This window comes from Williamsia serinedens, assembly GCF_024171725.1.
GTDB lineage: Bacteria > Actinomycetota > Actinomycetes > Mycobacteriales > Mycobacteriaceae > Williamsia_A > Williamsia_A serinedens.
Map to the genome: position 1 here is coordinate 566,071 of NZ_JAMTCG010000001.1, position 19,094 is coordinate 585,164.

The window sequence follows — 19,094 nt, forward strand, 5'->3', positions numbered from 1 at the left end:
GGTGAGCGACGACGGAGCCCCCGCGGACGGCGACGGTCGCGACCGGGCTCGGCGCGCCGGCAGGGCGCTGGCGACCGGGCTGACCCGCGCACGGGAGTGGGCCTCGCGCGTGAACCACACCGAGACCGTGATCCGGGCGGCACGGTCGGCCCGCACCCGCGCGCCCGGCGACCTGCCCGTGATGGACTTCTCGGCACCCGCCATGCGCTACAGCGATCGCCTGGCGCGGCTGATCGGCGGCGGCGACGAACCCACCGCGGTCCGCGAGCTCGGCCTCACGGCCGTGCAGATGTGGCAGGCACTCGGCGGTCGTCGGCAGGCCGACGACGACCCCCCGCGACCGGTGACGATCCTGTTCACCGACCTCGTGAACTTCTCCACGTGGGCGCTCGACGCCGGCGACGACAAGGTCCTCGACCTCGTGCGCCGGGTGAACGCGGCCACCACCGAGGTGGTGCGCCACCGGGGTGGGCGCGTCGTCAAGTCGCTCGGGGACGGCGTGATGGCCGTGTTCCTCGACGGTGCCGACGCGATCGAGGCGGCGCACGAGGCCGGTGTCGCCGTCAGCGCGATCACCGTCGACGGGTACCGGCCGGCCCTGCGGGCCGGTCTGCACACCGGCACGCCCCGTCGCGACGGCGACGACTACCTCGGGGTGGACGTGAACATCGCCGCGCGCGTCGCCGACGCGGCCGGCGCCGGCGAGGTGCTCGCGACCAGCGCCACCCTCGACGCGACCGACGGCGACAAGTACGTGCGACGGCGGCGTCGGTTCCGTGCCAAGGGGACACCGCGTGACCTGGTGGTCTACGCGGTGGTCCCTCGGTACGAGTCCCGCTGAGCGGGGGAGGTGGTCAGCCCAGGATGCTGGCGCGCTCGTCGAGCCGGTAGGTGTACAGCGCGACACCGCCGCAGATCACCGTCGCCGCCAGGAGCATCTGGCCACCGGTGATCACCAGGCTGACGATCCCGCCGATCACGCCACCGACGACGAACGCCAGCCACAGCAGGAAGTACCCGTTCCACTCCTTGGCCTGACCGCCGCTGATGTGACGCTCGATGCCCTGACCGAGCTTCACCAACGTGCCCGTGACGTAGCTGAGCGGGACCGACACCTCGCCCTTCTTGTCGTCGCAAAACGAGGTGTTCAGCGCGCCGATGCCGAAGGCGACGAACAGGATCGGGATGAACGTCACCGCCGGCGCGTTGAAGCCCGCCGTCACGAAGTCGACCCCGGTGGCGATGGCCAGGCTGATGGTGGTGAGCATCGTCGCGCCATGCGGATGGTTCACCCACACGTGCCGCCGCAGCAGCGACGCGACCACGACGCCCGCCACGAAAGTGACGGTGATCAGGATCGCGGCCGTCGCCATGGCCGGCCGTCCGACGAGATACCCGAGGGCGGCGCGCTCGGCGTTGCCTGTCATGAAGGTCACGAAGTAGCCGGTGGTCTGGATGAACGCCGCCGCCCCCACCAGGCCCGCCATCGCGGCGAGCACCCACGAGACCACTGCTTCTGGATCCCCGATCGGTTTCATGACATCCGAGGCTAACCACGCATGCCGCATTTCGCCGTTTCGCCCGTGTTACACAGCGTCTTCTCAGGAATGAGTTGTGCCACATCACCATCGAGGTCGTGACAGTTGTGGCGACGTTGCGTTCCCGGCCATCTGACGGACACCTCCCGGCGAGGGGAGCGGGTGACACTGCGGGCGTGCGCATCGTGCAGGTCGCCAACTTCTACGGGCCCCGGTCCGGTGGGTTGCGTACCGCCGTCGACCAACTCGGGCACGGTTACGTGCAACGCGGACACCAGGTCTCGCTCGTCGTCCCCGGACGGCACCCCGGCGAGGAGATGCTCGCGTCGGGCGTGCACCGGGTCACCGTCGCCGCGCCGTCCATCCCGTGGACCGGTGGCTACCGTGTCGCCGATCCCCGGCGCGTGCGGGACGTCGTGCGGGGTCTGGCACCCGACGCCCTCGAGGTGTCGGACCGTCTCACCCTCCGAGGCCTCGGGCCCTGGGCCCGGCGTCACGGTGCCGCGGCAGTCATGATCTCGCACGAGCGCCTCGATCGGCTTCTCGCACAGGCGATGCCGCGAGCCTGGGCCCGCGCCGCGGCCGACGTCGCCAACGCACGCTCCGCGGCGGCCTACGACGCGGTGGTGTGCACCACCGAGTTCGCCCGCGCCGAGTTCGACCGCATCGGCGCGCGCAACGTGCACCGCGTCCCGCTCGGTGTCGACCTCGACCTGTTCCACCCGCGGCGTCGCGACTCCGTCGGCGGCGGACGGTGGCGCGACGGCGACGGACCCCTGCTCGTGCACTGTGGGCGACTGTCGGTGGAGAAGCACGTCGAGCGCAGCATCGACGCCTGCGCCGGTCTCCTCGAGGCGGGTGTCGCGGCGCGCCTGGTGATCGCCGGCGACGGGCCCCGCCGCCCCGCCCTCGTCCGTCGTGCCGCCGGGTTGCCGGTCGAGTTCACCGGGTTCCTGCAGACCCGCGACGAGGTGGCCGACCTCCTCGCCGCCGCCGACGTCGCGATGGCCCCGGGACCGCACGAGACGTTCTGCCTGTCGGCCCTCGAGTCGCTCGCCGCGGGCACACCGGTGGTGGCGTCGCGCACGTCGGCGGTCGCGGAGATCGTCACCGCCGACTGCGGGGCGGTCGCGCCGAACACCGCCGCCGCGTTCACCGAGGGCGTACGCACCGTGCTCGACCTCGCCGATGCTCGCAAGCGCGCCCGGCAACGGGCCGAGACCTTCGGGTGGCCGACGACGGTCGAGAGGATGCTGGACGTCCTCAGCGCCTGAGCGTCACTTCTGCAGGGTGAACTGCATGACGTCGATGTAGCCGTTGCGGAAGTAGTCCGCGCAGCCGGTCAGGTACTTCATGTAGGTGTCGAAGACGTCGCGGTTGGCGATGCGGACCGCGTCCTCCTCGCGCTCCTTCAGCGACGCGGCCCAGGTGTCGAGGGTGCGGGCGTAGTGCTGCTGCAGCGGCTGGATGCGCTCGACGGTGAACCCGACGCGGGTGCTCTCACGCTCGACGTCGTGCGGCTCGGGCAGCTGTCCGCCCGGGAAGATCTCGTTGGCGATGAACCGCGCGAAGGCCAACACGTCGCGCGTGATCGGCAGGCCCTTCTCGCGGATCACGTGGCGGTTGAAGGCGACGATCGTGTGCAGGAGCATCGTGCCGTCGTCGGGGAGGAGGCCGTAGGTCTTCTCGAAGAAGGCCGGGTAGCGCTCGGCGCGGAAGTGCTCGAAGGCACCGATGCTGACGATGCGGTCGACGGGCTCGTCGAACTCCTCCCAGCCCTGCAGGCGCACCTCGGCCTTCCGACCCGCGGGGGTCGACGCGGAGAGGGACTCGTTGACGAGCTCGTACTGGTTCTTGCTCAGCGTCAGACCGATGACGTCGACGTCGTACTTCTCCATCGCGCGCTTGATGGTGGTGCCCCACCCGCAGCCGATGTCGAGCAGGCGCATCCCCGGCTCGAGACCGAGCTTGCCGAGCGACAGGTCGATCTTCGCGTACTGCGCCTGCTCGAGGGTGTAGTCGTCCTCCTTGAAGTACGCGCAGCTGTACATGCGGGACGGGTCGAGGAACAGGTCGAAGAAGTCGTTCGACAGGTCGTAGTGGGCCTGCACGTCCTCGTAGAACGGGTCGAGCTCGGTCATGACGCCACCTTCCGGTCGGGTTCTCGCCGTCGCGCGGGGCGCGACGCAACGGCCTGAAGGGTACCCGTGGGACACGTCACAACCATGCGTGGCCCGGGCCCGACGGGGTACGCCGTAGCGTCGTCGACGGAGCAGAGGAGCAGCGGTGGCAGATCTGGACGTGACCGTCCGCAGCGATGTGGACCCGGCCACGGCGTGGGCACTCGCGTCGGACCTGAGGCGGTTCGACGAGTGGCTGACCATCTTCGGCGGTTGGAAGTCCGACGTCCCCGACGAGATCGCCGAGGGCACGAGCGTCAAGTCGCTCATCAAGGTGAAGGGGTTCCGCAACACCATCGCCTGGCGCGTGACGCGGTATGACGAACCCACCCGTATCGGACTGGAGGGCAGTGGTCGGGGAGGCGTGCGCATCACCCTCGACCTCACCGTCTCCCCGGACGGCGACGGCTCACGGTTCCGGGTCGCCGCCGAGCTGACCGGCGGGCTGCTCAGCGGGCCCGTCGGCCGCATGGTCGCCAAGGTCATCGAGGGCGACGTACGTCGCTCCGTCGACAACCTCGCCGCCCTGCGCTGACCCGCCGCCGCGTAGCGTCAGACCCCTGGACTCGCATGAAGGGATCACCATGGGTCTGTTGACACCGCTCGCCGTCCGCATCGGGGCGATCGGCTGGATGCCGAGACTGCTGCCCGTCATCGAGAAGACCGACGTTCGGCTGCAACGGATCTCGGGTGGCAAGGTGTCGGTCCTCGACATCGCCGGACTGCCCAACCTCATCCTGCGGGTCCCCGGCCGCAAGTCCGGCGTCGTCCGGTCGACCCCGCTGCTGTGCGTTCCCCGCGACGGCGACTGGCTGATCGCGGGGTCCTACTTCGGGAACCCGAAGATGCCCGCCTGGGTGCACAATCTGCGCGCCACCGACACCGCCGAGATCGTCCGCGGCGGGACACCGATCCGCGTGCGGTGGCGCGAGCTCGCCGACGCCGACCGGGCACGGGCGTGGCAGGACCTCCTCGACACCTGGCCCAACTTCCGGCTGTACGAACAGCGCACCGACCGTGTCATACCGGTCTTCTCGCTCACGGCCGTCGACTGACCCCGCCGTCTGGCAAGGTGGAACCATGCCCGACACCCCCACGGTCTTCGTGTTGTTCGGCGCCACCGGCGATCTCGCCAAGCGGATGGTGCTGCCCGCCTTCTACCAACTGGAGCAGCGCGGGCTGCTCCCCGAGCGGTGGCGACTGGTCGGCAACGGCCGCGGGCAGCGCAGCGACGACGAATTCCGCGACCACGTCCGGTCGTCGCTGGAGGAGTTCGGCGACGGGGTCGGCGACACGTGGGACGCGTTCGCGGCGAACCTGCGCTTCGCCGGCGGCGGGTTCACCGTCGACGATCCGGGGCAACTGCCCGACGTCGTCGACGAGATCCGCAACGAGGACGACCTGGGCGGCGACGACGTGCAGCTCGTCCACTACATCGCGTTGCCGCCCAGCACGTTCACCGACTACACCCGCGCGCTGGGCGAGCACGGCCTGGCCGAGGGGTCGCGGGTCGTCTACGAGAAGCCGTTCGGCACCTCGCAGAAGACGTTCACCGAACTCGACGAGGCGGTCCACGCCGTGTTCGACGAGTCGCAGGTGTACCGGATCGACCACTTCCTGGGCAAGGAGAGCACGCAGAACCTGCACATCCTCCGGTTCGCCAACGGCATGTTCGCCGGGCTGTGGAACCGCGAACACGTCGAGCAGGTGCAGATCGACATCCCCGAGACGCTCGACATCGACGACCGCGCCGAGTTCTACGACGCGACCGGCGCCGTCCTCGACATGGTGGTGACCCACCTGTTCCAGGTGGCGGCCGAGGTCGCGATGGAGCCACCGCTGAGCCTCGGCGCCGACGACCTGCAGTCGGCGCGTGAGTCGGTGATCGCCGCGTTCCGACCGATCGACACCGACGAGGTCGTCCTCGGCCAGTTCGAGGGCTACCGCGAGACCGAGGGCGTCGCCGACGACTCGACCACCGACACGTTCGTCGCCGCACGGCTGTGGGTCGACACCGATCGCTGGCGCGACGTGCCCTTCGTGCTCCGCACCGGCAAGAAGATGGGCGTCTCGGCGCAGCGGGTGACGTTGGTCTTCCGACGCCCCGAGGACGGGCCCATCACGCACATCCCGCAGGGCGGTGCGGCGCTCACCTTCGACCTGTCCGGCGACGGCCAGATCGACATCACGGTCACGGTGAAGGAGCCCGGTCCCGGCGAGGACCTGGCGATCGCCCATTTGGACCTCCCGCTGGACACCGTCGACTCCGACAACGGCGGCGCGCTGTCGCCGTACGCGCGGCTGCTGAACGACGTCCTCGACGGCGACCGGTCGCTGTTCACCCGGCCCGACGGCCTGGCTCACGTGTGGGAGGTCGCGCAGCCCCTGCTCGACAACCCGCCGTCGGTGCAGCCGTACCCCGCCGGCTCGATGGGACCCGGCGCCGCCGACCAGCTCGCGGCACCGATCGGTTGGTTCGTCACCGGCAAGTGACCCCACCCGTCGGGTGACCGCCGTTCGTCGGGCACCCGGAGCCGTTCGTTGGGCACCCGGAGCCGTTCGTTGGGCACCCGGAGCCGTTCGTTGGGCACCCGGAGCCGTTCGTTGGGCACTTGGAACTAATCGTCGGGCGCCCGGAGCATTCTCGCGACGTGTCATCGACCCGGCTGCCCAACGAACGGGCCCTGCTGCCCAACGAACGGGCCCTGCTGCCCGACGAACGGTTCCTGCTGCCCAACGAACGGTTCGGGGGGTGAGCCGTCGGCGGGTGTCAGTCGGCCGAGACCCAGTCGTAGGGGAGGAACTTCCCGTCGAGGGTGATGACGACGCGATCGCCGGACGGGTGCGGCTTCTTGTCGATGTCGACGCTGAAGTTGATCGCGCTCATGATGCCGTCCCCGAACTGCTCGTGGATCAGCTCCTTCAGCGCGGGCCCGTACACGGCGAGGGCCTCGTAGAGCCGATAGATCGTCGGATCGTTGCGCACCACGTCGCGATCGGTCCCGCGGACCGGGACCGCACCGAGGATCGGCACCAGATCCGGCGAGAGCCCGAGCTTCTCGAGAAGCACCTCGGCCTCGGGGCGCGGGATCGGGTGCTGGCCGAGCAGTGCGGCTGTCGTCCACACGACGGGCCGGTCGACGGCGTCCGCCAGTGACTGCCACGTCAGTCCGAGCTCCACGCGTCGAGCGGCGATGGTGCGGGTCACGTCTTCTCGTGTCATGGCACCAGGATCACGCAGAACCGGTCCGGGCGCTCAGTCTCCCAGTTCCCGATCCAGGTTGTAGGCCGCGCTGATCAGGGCGAGGTGGGTGAACGCCTGCGGGAAGTTGCCGAGTTGCTCGCCGGTGAGTCCGACCTGCTCGGCGTAGAGGCCAAGGTGGTTGGCGTGGGTGAACATCTTCTCCATGGCCAGGCGGGCGTCGGGCCGACGGCCGACGCGCGTCAACGCCTCGACGTACCAGAACGAGCACAGCGAGAACGTCCCCTCGGTGCCGCTCAGTCCGTCGTCGTGATCACTGGAGTCATAGCGGAACACCAGCGAGTCGCTCACCAGTTGCTCCTCGATCGCCTTCAGCGTCGACAGGAACCGAGGGTCGGTGGGGGACAGCAGTTTCACGGCCGGGACCAACAGCAGGGACGCGTCGAGTCGATCGGATTCGAAGGTCTGCGTGAAGGACTCGCGGTCGGCGTCCCACCCCTTCTGCATGATCTGGTCGAAGATGGCGTCGCGGGTCTTCATCCACGTCCCGACGTCCCCGGGCAGACCGCGCTGTCGGCTCATGCGGATCATCCGCTCGAACGCGACCCAGCACATGAGGCGCGAGTAGACGAAGTTCTGCGACTCCGACCGCACCTCCCAGATGCTCTCGTCGGGCTGATCCCAGTTGTCGGTGAGCCAGTCGAGCACACCGCACAGTTCGTGCCAGGAGTTCCACGAGATACCGGCGCCGTACTTGTTGAACAGGTACACCGAGTCGATCAGCTCGCCGTAGATGTCGAGTTGCAGCTGGTTGCTGGCCTCGTTGCCGACGTTGACCGGCCTCGACCCGCGGTAACCTTCCCAGTGGTCGAGTGGCTTCTCCTGCGGCGGCGACTCCCCGTCGATGGTGTACATCAGCCGCAGCGGACGTCCGCCGTCGGTGTCGCCGTCGCTGAAACGACGGGTGAGCCACCCCATGAAGGCGGCGGCCTCGTCGTTGAAACCCAGGCGCAGCAGGCCGTACAGCGAGAACGCGGCATCCCGGATCCAGACGTAGCGGTAGTCCCAGTTGCGTTCACCGCCGATCTCCTCCGGAAGGGCCGTCGTGACCGACGCGACGATCGCCCCGGTCGGCTCGTGCGTCATGAGCTTGAGCGCAAGGGCTGAGCGGTGCACCATCTCGCGCCATCGGCCGCGGTAGTTCGACTGTCCCAGCCACGACTGCCAGAACCGCACGGTCGCGTGGATGATGTGCTCGGAGGAGTCGGAATCGATCTCGTCGTCGGGGATCTCGTCGACGCCGAGGGAGAAGGTGGCGGCCTCACCCACACCGAGCCGGACGCGGGCGGTCACGACGTCGTCGGAGACCTCGAGCGGGACGTCCGAGGCGAGATGCAGGGTCAGATCGCCGCCGGACAGGGTGACATGGGTGTCGTCGACGACCGACGTGGTGTGCGCGGCGCGGCCGTAGTCGAACGCCGGGTGCAGGCGCATGGCCATCCGCACCCGACCACGGACGCACTCGATCCGTCGGATGATGCGTGTCCGGTGATCGGGATCCTTCGGCTTCGCCAGGGGCATGAGGTCCTGCACCTCGGCGACGCCGTCCTCGCTCATGAAACGGGTGACGAGGACGTTCGAGTCGGGCAGGTAGAACTGCTTGGTCGAGACGAGTCCGTCCACCATCGAGACGTCCCAGGAGCCGCCCCCGTCGGCGTCGAGCAACGACCCGAACACACTGGGCGAGTCGAACCGCGGACAGCAGAACCAGTCGATGCTCCCGCTGATGCCGACGAGCGCCGCGGTCCGCAGGTCCCCGATCACCCCGTGGTCGGCGATGGGCAGGTACCGGGGCGTGTCGTCGTCGCTCACATCGACCATCGTGTCATCGCACGCGATAGAGACCGCCCGACGCGCCCGTGAGCAGCACCGACGGGTTCCTCAGAGACCGCTGCGACGCCGCGAGTCGATCACGCCGGTGTCGAACCCGGCGAGGTGCAGGCCCCCGTGGAACCGCGCGTGCTCGATCTTGACGCAGCGGTCCATCACGACGGACAGGCCGGCCTCCTCGGCGCGCCGGGCGACGTCCTCGTGCCACAGGCCCAGCTGCAGCCACAGCGTCGACGCGCCGACCGCGAGCGTGTCGTCCAGCACCGAGGGGAGATCGTCGTGGCGTCGGAAGACGTCGACCATGTCGGGGACGCCGGGCAGCTCCGACAGGCTCGGGTAGACCGGGGTGCCGTCGATCTCGTCGATCGTCGGGTTCACCAGCCACACGGTGTAGTCCGAGGTGGACGTGAGGTAGCGGTTGACGAAGTAGCTGGCTCGGGCGGGGTTCGCCGACGCGCCGACGATCGCGATGGTGCGGGTGCCGAGCAGGATCTCGCGCCGGCGGGCGGCGGACGGGCCCTGCCAGGTGCGCTGCGCGGTGTCAGCGGACATCGTCGGCCTCCTTCGTCGCGGCCGTCAGGGCCTGGTCGAGGTCCCACAGGATGTCGTCGAGGTCCTCGATCCCGACGCTGATGCGCACGAGGTCGTCGGGGACGCCCGCGGCCAGCAGTTGCTCCGGCGTGAGCTGCCGATGGGTGGTGCTGGCCGGGTGGATGACCAGCGTGCGCACGTCGCCGATGTTGGCGACATGGCTTGCCAGACGGACGTTCTCGACGAGCGCGCGCCCGGCGACGTGGCCCCCGCGGACCCGGAAGGCGAACACCGCGCCGGGACCCTTCGGCAGGTACCGTGCTGCGCGGTCGTGATGCGGGTGATCTGCCAGCCCGGCGTACGCGACCGATTCCACGCGCGCGTCGCGGGCCAGCGACTCCGCCACCGCCTGCGCATTGGCGACATGTGCGTCCATCCGCTGGGGCAGGGTCTCGACGCCCTGCAGCAACTGGAACGCCGAGGTGGGGGACAGGCTCGCCCCGAGATCCCGGACCTGCTCACTGCGGACCTTGGTGAGGAACCCGTACTCGCCGAAGTTGCCCCACCAGCTCAGCCCGCCGTAGGAGGGGACCGGCTCGGTCATGGCCGGGAATTGCCCGTTGCCCCAGTCGAATCGGCCCGACTCGACGACGACGCCACCCAAGGTGGTCCCGTGCCCGCCGAGGAACTTCGTCGCCGAGTGCACGACGACGTCGGCGCCGAACTCGATCGGCCGGCAGAGCCACGGGGTGGCCATCGTCGCGTCGACGACGAAGGGCAGGCCGCGCTCGTGCGCGACGGCGGCGAGCCCCTCCAGGTCGGCGATGTCGCCGGACGGGTTGCCGATCACCTCGGCGTAGACGAGCTTGGTGCGGTCGGTGATCGCGGCGGCGTAGTCGGCGGGGTCGGTGCCGGGGACGAACGTCGTCTCGATCCCGAACCGCCGCAGGGTGACGTCGAGCTGGGTCACGGTGCCCCCGTAGAGCCCGGCCGCGGCGACGATGTGGTCGCCGGCCGCGCACAACGTCGCGAACACCGCGAACTCCGCCGACAGCCCGCTCGCCGTGGCGACGGCACCGATCCCGCCGTCGAGGCTGGCGATGCGTTCCTCGAACGCCGCCACCGTGGGGTTGCCGATCCGCGAGTACACGTTGCCGTACTTCTGCAGCGCGAAGAGATCGCCGGCGTCGTCCGCGTCGGCGAAGACGTAGCTGGCGGTCTGGTAGATCGGCACCGCACGGGCACCGGTCGTCGGGTCGACGCGGGCGCCGGCGTGGATGGCGCGTGTCCTCAGCCCGAAGGCGTGTTCGCTCACCTGCCGATTTCTACCAGCCGACGGACCGACGCAGGTGAGCGCACCGATGCCTGCCTCACCGTTCGGTTCTGCTCGCCGTGAGGAAAAAGTCACGCCCGACTCACAGCGCGGCAACCGCCCTGATCGGACGGGCCGCCACAGTGGCCGCATGGTCTCGACGGCTGGAGTGCGATCGGTGTGCGGGTACTGCGGCGTCGGCTGCGGCATCGTCCTGCAGCCCGGCGTCCGCGACGACGGCACCGCCGGGGTGCTCTCGGTCGTCGGCGACCGTGAGCACTCCGCGAACCGCGGTCGGCTGTGCACCAAAGGGGCCACCACGGCGGACATGCTCCGTGCATCGGGCCGACTCACCACCGCCCTCGTCCGGCCCGACCGGGACGGTCCCGCGCAGCCGGCGTCGACGTCGGAGGCGATCCGCGACACCGCCGCGCGGCTGCGGGCCATCATCGACGAACACGGCCCGGAGGCCGTGGGTGTCTACGTGTCGGGGCAGATGACCACCGAGGCGCAGTACCTCGCCACGAAGCTGGTCAAGGGATTCCTGGGCACCAACGCGATCGAGTCGAACTCGCGGCTGTGCATGGCCAGTGCGGGCACCGGCTACAAGCAGTCGCTCGGCGCCGACGGGCCGCCCGGCTCCTACGACGACCTCGACCACGCCGACGTCTTCCTCGTCATCGGGTCGAACATGGCCGACTGCCACCCGATCCTGCATCTGCGCATGCTCGATCGTGCCCGGGAGGGCGCCAAGGTCATCGTCGTCGACCCGCGCCGCACCGCCACCGCGGACAAGGCCGACCTGCACCTGCAGACCCGGCCCGGATCCGACCTGTGGCTCCTCAACGGCCTCCTGCATCTGCTCGTCGCCGATGGTCACGTCGACGAGGAGTTCATCGCGTCGGCGACCGAGGGGTGGGACGACCTCGCGTCGTCGCTCGACGCGTATCCGCCCGCGGTCGTCGCGGAGCAGTGCGGCATCGACGAGGCCGACCTGCGGACGGCCGCCACGTGGATCGGCGAGGCGGACGACTGGATGAGCCTGTGGACGATGGGCCTCAACCAGTCGACCCACGGCACGTGGAACACCAACGCCCTGTGCAACCTGCACCTCGCCACCGGCGCCATCTGTCGCACGGGCAGCGGCCCGTTCTCACTGACCGGGCAGCCGAACGCGATGGGTGGCCGCGAGATGGGCTACATGGGGCCCGGGCTCCCCGGCCAGCGGTCGGTGTTCGACGACGACGACCGCGCACTGGTCGAGGATCTGTGGGGTGTTCCGCGGGGGACCATCTCGACACACGTCGGCGGCGGGACCGTCGACATGTTCGAGCGGATGGCGGCCGGGGAGATCCGGGCCGCGTGGATCATCTGCACCAACCCCGTCGCCAGCGTCGCGAACCGGTCGACGGTGATCGAGGGGTTGCGGCGCGCCGACCTCGTCGTCGTGCAGGACGTCTACGGCGACACCGAGACCACCGAATACGCCGACGTCGTGCTCCCGGCCGCCATGTGGTCGGAGACGCACGGTGTGATGGTCAACTCCGAACGCTCGGTGACGCTGTGCCGACCCGCGTCCCCACCACCGGGCGAGGCACTGCCGGACTGGCGCATCATCGCCGAGATCGCCGACGGGCTCGGCTTCGGCGAGCACTTCGCCTACGAGGACGCCGAAGCCGTCTTCGACGAGATCCGCCGGTTCCACAACCCGCGCACCGGCTGGGATCTACGCGGGATGAGTTATGCGAGCCTCGCCGACGGCCCGGTCCAGTGGCCGTGTCCGCCGCAGGAGCCGGACCGACGGCATCCCATCCGCTACCTCGGTCCCGACGGCGGTGTCCCGACGTTCCCGACGTCGTCGGGCCGGGCGCGCTTCCTGGCCCGGCCCGCCGTCGACCCGGCCGAGATGCCCGACGACGAGCACCCGTTCGTCCTCAACACCGGACGGCTCCCGCACCAGTGGCACACGATGACCAAGACCGGTCGCGTGGCGAAACTGCAGAAACTGAACCCCGCGCCCTTCGTCGAGCTCCATCCCGAGGACGCCCGCACCCTGTCCGTGGTCGACGGGGACACCGTCGAGATCGCTTCGCGGCGTGGACGGTCCGTCCTCCCGGCCGTCGTGACCGACCGGGTGCTGCCGGGGTCGGTGTTCGTCCCGTTCCACTTCGCCGACCGGTTCGCCGCGGACGTCGCGGTGAACGCGGTGACCAACGACGCGGTCGACGCCGACTCGCGCCAGCCCGAGTTCAAGGCGTGCGCGGTGCGGCTCACGCGCGTGGCCGCCGCGCCGGGGTCCGCCGACGTCTCGCCCCGGGTCGAGCCCTCCGACCGCGAGCGGCGGCCGACGGACCTCGCCCGGGCACTGGGTCTCCCTGACGCGCGGAGCCCCGTGGAGCCGACGGGGCTCGAGGCCGACTGGCTCGCCGGGTTCGTCACCGGCCTCGACGCACGCCCGGTCGCCGCGGGAGAGGTCCCCACGATCCCGTCGGCGGCGCCACTGCGACCGTCGGTCCGCGCCCACGTCGACGGCGTCCTCGCCGGGATGTACGCCCGCACCACCCTGGGTCCCGCTGCGGCACAGGACGCCGACGAACCGTCGACACCGGTCACGGTGCTGTGGGCCTCGCAGACAGGGACCGCCGAGGAGGTCGTCGAGACGGTGGCCGGCCGGCTCCGCGCCGCCGGGTCGACCGTGGTGACGCGTCCGATGGACGAGGTCACCCCGCGTGATCTCACCGGGCTCGCGACCGTGGTGGTGGTCAGCTCCACGACCGGCGACGGCGACGCCCCCGACAACGGTGCCGCATTCTGGTCCGCGCTCGCCGAGTCCGACGTCGACCTGTCCGGACTGCGGTATTCGGTTCTCGCTCTCGGTGATTCGTCCTACGCCGACTTCTGCGGGCACGGACGCCGACTCGACGGCCGCCTCGCCGAACTGGGGGCTGCGCGTCTCGCCGATCGCGTCGACTGCGAGCCCGAGTACGAGGACGCCGCCGCGCGCTGGATCGACGCGGTCGTCGGCGCGATCGGAACGGACCCGGCCGCATCGCAGTCGGCAACCGACACGGGCGCGCCGACCACGCCCCGCTACGACCGGACGTCGCCGCTGGTGTCCTCGCTGGTCCGCAACCAACGGGTCACGCTCGAGGGCTCCCGCAAGGACGTACGCACCGTCGGGGTCGCGATCCCCGCCGGCACCCTGACCTACGAGACCGGTGACGCGCTCGGGGTGTGGCCGCGCAACAGCGAGGCATTGGTCGGGGAGTGGTTGGAACGCACCGGCCTCGACGGTGCCGACACCGTCGACCTGCCCGCGACCGGTCGGATCGCGCTCCGCGACGCCCTGCGCGACCACCTCGAGATCGCCAAGATCACGCCCGACCTCATGCGGTTCGTCATCGCCCGCACCGGCGACGTCGACCTCGAGGCGATGATGCTCCCCGAGAACCGCGAGGCGTTCGACGAGTGGGCCTGGGGGCGCCAGTCGGTCGACCTGCTGGCCCTCCATCCGGTGCGCGCATCCGCCGAGGACTGGCTCGCGGTGCTGACGCCCCTGCGCCCGCGGCTGTACTCGATCTCCTCCAGCCCGCGACAGCACCCCGACGAGATCCAGCTGACGGTGTCGGCCGTGCGCTACAACGTCCACGGCACCCCCCGGCGCGGCGTCTGTTCGACCTATCTCGCCGACCACGCCGAGGACTCCGACGTCCGCGTGTTCGTGCGCCGGTCGTCGACGTTCCGGCCGCCCACGGACCCGTCCACCCCGCTCGTCATGGTGGGGCCGGGAACCGGCATCGCGCCGTTCCGGGCGTTCCTGCAGGAGCGACGGGCCCGGGGCCACGACGGGCCGAACTGGCTGTTCTTCGGCGAACAGCACGAGGCCACCGACTTCTACTACCGCGACGAACTCGACGAGCTGCGCGCAGCCGGTGTGCTGACACGCCTCGACGTGGCGTTCTCCCGCGACCAGTCGGAGAAGGTGTACGTGCAGGACCGCATGCGGGAACACGGTGCCGAGTTGTTCCGCTGGCTGCAGCGCGGTGCCGTCTTCTGCGTGTGCGGCGACGCCGAGCGCATGGCTCGCGACGTGCACGACGCGCTGGTGGGTGTCGTCGCTGAACACGGCCGTCTGGCACCGCAGAGCGCGGAGGCCTACGTCAAGGCGCTCGCGGCCGACAAGCGTTACCTGCGCGACGTGTACTGACGCCGCGTCGCCCGCCCCCGCCCGACAGCGTCGCCGCACCCCGTCGCGGCGATACCATCGCGGTGTGACGACGCTCGGGGCGGTGCTGCTCACCGTCGTCGACGTGCTCATCGTGCTCGGCTGGTTCTGGTCCGCCGCGCGGGCGTGGCGCGCACCCGACGACCCCGATCTCGAACTCGCCATCGAGGCGTCCCGCCACCGCGGCGCCGACACCCGGGACCAGGCCCGCCGCGACGCCGTGGACTGGAAGGTGCGGTTGGAGAACCGCGCCGGGTACCCCGCGTTCGGCTCGGCGATCCTCAGCGGTATCGCGGTCGGGTTCAGCGGCAACGCCGTCGGGGCCGCGACGTCTCGCTTCGACGCCTGGATCGTGGAGGCGATCATGTTCGTCGTGTCGCTCACCGTCGCCTTCGTGAGCCGCCTCGTGACGGCCAAACGCATCGAACGACGCCTGTCGGCCCTGCGCTGACGCACGACCGGCGAAACGGTCCATTCGGACCAATCGCGCGAAAGTCACTGCGCACATTGGTGATTCACGACCGTGGAGAGCTTGGTCACACCGTCCTGGCGGAATATCCGCACCGGGGTTAGTAATTAGTTGTACTAAGCTCACGATCAGGGTGAGTGTCTGGTCTTGCGCACCAGGGGAGTGACAGGAGGACACCGATGACCACGAACGACGTCACCACCACCGACGAGGCCCGCGACCGGCGTATCGCCGAGCGCCGCGCGCGACTCGTCGACACGGACCCGCAGTTCCGGGACGCGGCGCCCGATCCCGACCTCGCCGAGCGCGTCCTGGCGAGCGACCTCCCCCTCGCGCAGGTCATCGAGGAGATCCTGTCGACCTACGCCGACCGACCTGCGCTCGGGCGTCGCGCCACCGAGGTCGTCACCGGAGACGACGGGTCCGCATCCGTCCGTCTGCGGGACGAGTTCGAGACGGTGTCCTACCGCGACCTCGCCGACCGTGTCCGCGCCGTCGCCGCGGCCTGGCACTCCGACGGGCTGGAGGCCGGCGAGCTCGTCGCCACCCTCGGCTTCACCAGCGTCGACTACGCGACGCTCGATCTCGCATGCATCCACCTCGGCCTCGTCACCGTCCCGCTGCAGACCAGTTCCGCACCCGCGCAGCTCCTGCCGATCCTCGCCGAGACGACACCGACCGTGCTCGCCGTCGGGATCGACCACATCGACGACGTCGTGGAGCTCGCGACGACCGACCACCGACCCCGTCGCGTCGTCCTGTTCGACCACGACTCTCGAGACGACGCACAACGCCGCGCCGTCGAGAAGGCCACGGCGGCACTGCGCGACGCCGACATCGCGGTCGAGACCATCGACGAGGTACTCGCCCGCGGTCGAGACCTGCCGGCGGCACCGGCATTCGGCACCGACGGCGTCGACCACTCCGAGGACCTGGCCAACCTCATCTACACCTCCGGCAGCACCGGGGCACCCAAGGGCGCCATGTACCCGGTGAAGGGTGTCCGCCGCCTGTGGACCACGTTCTGGTTCACCGGCGATCCGACCCTGCCAGGGATCACCGTCAACTACATGCCGATGAGCCACGTCGCCGGTCGAGCCCTCCTCGCGAAGACTCTCGCCACCGGCGGCACCGCGTACTTCGTCGCGGCCAGCGACCTGTCCACGCTCATGGACGACATCGCCCTCGTGCGCCCGACCGACCTCATGCTCGTCCCGCGGGTGTGCGACATGATCCACCAGCGGTACGTCAGCGCGCTGGACCGTCGGGCGTCCGACGGCGACGCGTCGGATCGGTTGAGGGCCGAGGTGATGCAGACGATCCGCGACGAGGTCCTCGGCGGCCGCGTGCTCTCGGCGATGTGCGGGACGGCGCCGCTGGCGCCGGAGATGGCCGACTTCATCGCCGACTGCCTCGACGTGCATCTCATCGACGGCTACGGCTCCACCGAGGCGGGGTCGGTGCTGATCGACGGACACATCACCCGCCCGCCGGTGATCGACTACAAGCTCGTCGACGTCCCGGAACTCGGCTACCACGTCGACGACTCCCCGCATCCCCGCGGCGAGCTCCTCATCAAGTCCGAGTCGATGTTCCCCGGCTACTACAAGCGTCCCGAGACCACCGCGGAGGTGTTCGACGCAGACGGGTGGTACCAGACCGGCGACATCATGGCCGAACTCGGTCCCGACCACCTCGTCTACCTGGATCGTCGGAAGAACGTCCTCAAGCTGGCACAGGGCGAGTTCGTCGCACTGTCCCGTGTGGAGGCCGTGTTCGCCGCCGCGCCGGGCGTCGGACAGATCTTCGTGTACGGCAACAGCTCCCGGTCGTTCCTGCTGGCGGTCGTCGTACCCACCGACGAGGCCGTCGCCGCGGCTGCCGACGAGGCCGCGCTGCACGACGCCATCGTCGACGCCCTGAAGTCGAGCGGGCGCGACGCCGGGCTCAACTCCTACGAGATCCCCCGCGACGTCATCGTGGAGCACACACCGTTCAGCCGCGACAACGGACTGCTGTCCGGTGTCGGCAAGGTCCTGCGGCCCAAGCTGATCGAGCACTACGGGGACCGTCTGGAACAGATGTACCGCGATCTCGCCGACGGTCAGACCGAGGAACTGCGGCGCCTGCGTCGTGAGGCGGCGGATCGGCCCGTCGTCGAGACCGTCGGCCGGGCGGCCGCCGCGGTGATCGGCGGTGGGACGTCGGCGCTGTCGGCCGACGCCCGGTTCTCCGATCTCGGCGGGGACTCGTTGTCCGCGTTGAGCTTCTCCACCCTCCTGGCGGAGATCTTCGAGGTCGAGGTGCCGGTCGGCCTGCTCATGGGCGCCGCGACGGACATGGGTGCCATCGCCGCGCACATCGAGGCCGTCCGCTCGGGAGACGACGCGGTGCCCACCTTCGCCTCCGTCCACGGGGCGGGAGCCTCGACGGTCCGAGCAGCAGATCTGACGCTGGAAAAGTTCCTCGACGCCGACCTCCTCGAGACGGCACCCACCCTCCCCGCCGCACCGGAGTCGCCGACGACCGTGCTCCTGACCGGCGCGAACGGGTACCTCGGCCGATTCCTGTGCCTGGAATGGCTCGAGCGGCTCGACGCGCTGGACGGGACCCTCGTCTGTGTCGTCCGCGGCCGAGACACCGCCGACGCTCGCCGTCGTCTGGAGTCGGTGTTCGACTCGGGCGACGCGACGCTGAGTGCCCGGTTCCGGGAACTCGCCGGGCGACGACTCGAGGTGCTCGCCGGCGACATCGCGAGCCCCCGTCTGGGTCTCGACGAGACCACCTGGACACGACTCGCGCAGGTCGTCGACCGCATCGTGCACCCCGCGGCCCTGGTGAACCACGTCCTTCCCTACGACCAGCTGTTCGGCCCGAACGTCGTCGGCACCGCCGAGGTCATCCGGTTGGCCCTGACGACGCAGCGCAAGCCCGTCACGTACCTGTCGACGGTGGGCGTCGCCGAGCAGGGCGGACCCGACGTCCTCGACGAGGATCTCGACATCCGGCAGGCCAGCAGCGAACGGGCCGTGGCCGATTCGTACGCGAACGGGTACGGCACCAGCAAGTGGGCGGGCGAGGTCCTCCTGCGGGAGGCGCACGACCTGTGCGAGCTCCCCGTCGCGGTCTTCCGGTCGGACATGATCCTGGCCCACAGCACGTTCACCGGTCAGCTCAACGTCCCCGACGTGTTCTCGCGGCTGGTCCTCACCGTGCTCGCCACCGGGCTCGCGCCGGCGTCGTTCTACCGTCGCGAGGCGGACGGGTCACGGTCGCGGGCGCACTACGACGGTCTGCCCGCCGACTTCACCGCCCGGGCGATCACCCAGCTCGGGGTGGCGGTGTCGAAGGGGTTCGAGACCTTCAACGTGGTCAACCCGCACGACGACGGCATCTCCCTCGACACGGTCGTGGACTGGATGCAGGAGGACGGCGTGCGGATCACCCGGATCGACGACCACGAGACCTGGGTCGACCGGTTCGAGACAGCGATTCGCGGTCTCCCCGAACGCATCCGTCAGGCATCGGTGGCGCCGCTGATGGACGCCTACCGGGCGCCGCAGGAGCCCGAACGCGGGTCGGCGATCCCGTCGACGCGGTTCGTCGCCGCGGTCGCGGACGCGGGACTCGGTGACGGCGGCGAGATCCCGCACCTGTCGCACGCTCTGATCACCAAGTACGTCTCGGATCTGAGGTCGCTCGGACTGGCCTGAGCGCCGCCGCGCGGACCCGGTCGACGTCGTCGAC

Annotated in this window: 14 protein-coding genes; 8 read left to right on the forward strand and 6 right to left on the reverse strand. The window is 70.1% G+C overall.

Annotation, left to right across the window (positions count from 1 at the left end; translation table 11 throughout):
- Position 1: 1 nt before the first annotated feature.
- Positions 2-841, forward strand: a complete 840-nt coding sequence (locus LX12_RS02585) for an adenylate/guanylate cyclase domain-containing protein (RefSeq protein ID WP_372504905.1) — start codon at positions 2-4, stop codon at positions 839-841.
- A 13-nt stretch (positions 842-854) separates the two neighbouring features.
- On the opposite strand, the gene LX12_RS02590 is transcribed toward LX12_RS02585, so the two are convergent.
- Positions 855-1,538 carry a YoaK family protein gene (locus LX12_RS02590; RefSeq protein ID WP_253652912.1) on the reverse strand — a complete coding sequence of 228 codons (684 nt, stop codon included), beginning with the start codon at positions 1,536-1,538 and terminating at the stop codon, positions 855-857.
- 176 nt (positions 1,539-1,714) lie between these two features.
- Between LX12_RS02590 and LX12_RS02595 the strand changes: the two genes are divergently transcribed.
- Positions 1,715-2,812: a glycosyltransferase gene (locus LX12_RS02595; protein WP_253652913.1), complete on the forward strand. Its 1,098-nt coding sequence runs from the start codon at positions 1,715-1,717 to the stop codon at positions 2,810-2,812.
- A gap of 3 nt (positions 2,813-2,815) precedes the next feature.
- On the opposite strand, the gene LX12_RS02600 is transcribed toward LX12_RS02595, so the two are convergent.
- A complete protein-coding gene (locus LX12_RS02600) occupies positions 2,816-3,679 on the reverse strand; it encodes a cyclopropane mycolic acid synthase family methyltransferase (protein WP_253652914.1) in 864 nt (287 codons plus the stop codon).
- A 145-nt stretch (positions 3,680-3,824) separates the two neighbouring features.
- Between LX12_RS02600 and LX12_RS02605 the strand changes: the two genes are divergently transcribed.
- From LX12_RS02605 to LX12_RS02615, 3 genes are read left to right on the forward strand one after another with little or no spacing between them, the layout of a single operon-like run.
- Positions 3,825-4,253 (forward strand): type II toxin-antitoxin system Rv0910 family toxin, encoded by a 429-nt coding sequence (locus LX12_RS02605; protein ID WP_253652915.1) that lies wholly within the window; start codon positions 3,825-3,827, stop codon positions 4,251-4,253.
- A gap of 49 nt (positions 4,254-4,302) precedes the next feature.
- Positions 4,303-4,773, forward strand: a complete 471-nt coding sequence (locus LX12_RS02610) for a nitroreductase family deazaflavin-dependent oxidoreductase (protein ID WP_253652916.1) — start codon at positions 4,303-4,305, stop codon at positions 4,771-4,773.
- Positions 4,774-4,798: 25 nt separating this feature from the next.
- The gene (locus tag LX12_RS02615; RefSeq protein ID WP_253652917.1) at positions 4,799-6,211 is read left to right on the forward strand and encodes a glucose-6-phosphate dehydrogenase; all 1,413 of its coding nucleotides are present in this window, start codon (positions 4,799-4,801) and stop codon (positions 6,209-6,211) included.
- 277 nt (positions 6,212-6,488) lie between these two features.
- Here the strand turns inward: LX12_RS02615 and cynS are convergent, their stop codons facing one another.
- The 4 genes from cynS to LX12_RS02635 form a co-directional block, all read right to left on the reverse strand.
- Positions 6,489-6,941: a cyanase gene (gene cynS / locus LX12_RS02620; RefSeq protein WP_253652918.1), complete on the reverse strand. Its 453-nt coding sequence runs from the start codon at positions 6,939-6,941 to the stop codon at positions 6,489-6,491.
- A 33-nt stretch (positions 6,942-6,974) separates the two neighbouring features.
- Positions 6,975-8,792 (reverse strand): glycoside hydrolase family 15 protein, encoded by a 1,818-nt coding sequence (locus LX12_RS02625; protein WP_253652919.1) that lies wholly within the window; start codon positions 8,790-8,792, stop codon positions 6,975-6,977.
- 69 nt (positions 8,793-8,861) lie between these two features.
- Positions 8,862-9,362 (reverse strand): CoA-binding protein, encoded by a 501-nt coding sequence (locus tag LX12_RS02630; RefSeq protein ID WP_253652920.1) that lies wholly within the window; start codon positions 9,360-9,362, stop codon positions 8,862-8,864.
- Complete coding sequence (locus tag LX12_RS02635) at positions 9,352-10,656, reverse strand: O-acetylhomoserine aminocarboxypropyltransferase/cysteine synthase family protein (RefSeq protein WP_253652921.1); 1,305 nt, start codon at positions 10,654-10,656, stop codon at positions 9,352-9,354. The genes LX12_RS02630 and LX12_RS02635 overlap by 11 nt, the downstream gene beginning before the upstream one ends.
- A 148-nt stretch (positions 10,657-10,804) precedes the next feature.
- Here LX12_RS02635 and LX12_RS02640 point away from each other — a divergent pair, with 148 nt between their 5' ends.
- The 3 genes from LX12_RS02640 (at position 10,805) to car (ending at position 19,060) form a co-directional block, all read left to right on the forward strand.
- Positions 10,805-14,860 (forward strand): bifunctional nitrate reductase/sulfite reductase flavoprotein subunit alpha, encoded by a 4,056-nt coding sequence (locus LX12_RS02640; protein WP_253652922.1) that lies wholly within the window; start codon positions 10,805-10,807, stop codon positions 14,858-14,860.
- A gap of 64 nt (positions 14,861-14,924) precedes the next feature.
- A complete protein-coding gene (locus LX12_RS02645) occupies positions 14,925-15,329 on the forward strand; it encodes a hypothetical protein (protein WP_253652923.1) in 405 nt (134 codons plus the stop codon).
- Between the two features lie 197 nt (positions 15,330-15,526).
- Complete coding sequence (gene car, locus LX12_RS02650) at positions 15,527-19,060, forward strand: carboxylic acid reductase (RefSeq protein ID WP_253652924.1); 3,534 nt, start codon at positions 15,527-15,529, stop codon at positions 19,058-19,060.
- The last annotated feature ends 34 nt before the right edge of the window (positions 19,061-19,094 follow it).

Bases quoted from the DNA above. Each gene is read 5' to 3' on its own strand.
- LX12_RS02590 (WP_253652912.1), bottom strand. From the start codon at position 1,538: ATGAAACCGATCGGGGATCCAGAAGCAGTGGTCTCGTGGGTGCTCGCC.
- LX12_RS02600 (WP_253652914.1), bottom strand. From the start codon at position 3,679: ATGACCGAGCTCGACCCGTTCTACGAGGACGTGCAGGCCCACTACGAC.
- LX12_RS02610 (WP_253652916.1), top strand. From the start codon at position 4,303: ATGGGTCTGTTGACACCGCTCGCCGTCCGCATCGGGGCGATCGGCTGG.
- LX12_RS02615 (WP_253652917.1), top strand. From the start codon at position 4,799: ATGCCCGACACCCCCACGGTCTTCGTGTTGTTCGGCGCCACCGGCGAT.
- cynS (WP_253652918.1), bottom strand. From the start codon at position 6,941: ATGACACGAGAAGACGTGACCCGCACCATCGCCGCTCGACGCGTGGAG.
- LX12_RS02630 (WP_253652920.1), bottom strand. From the start codon at position 9,362: ATGTCCGCTGACACCGCGCAGCGCACCTGGCAGGGCCCGTCCGCCGCC.
- LX12_RS02640 (WP_253652922.1), top strand. From the start codon at position 10,805: ATGGTCTCGACGGCTGGAGTGCGATCGGTGTGCGGGTACTGCGGCGTC.
- car (WP_253652924.1), top strand. From the start codon at position 15,527: ATGACCACGAACGACGTCACCACCACCGACGAGGCCCGCGACCGGCGT.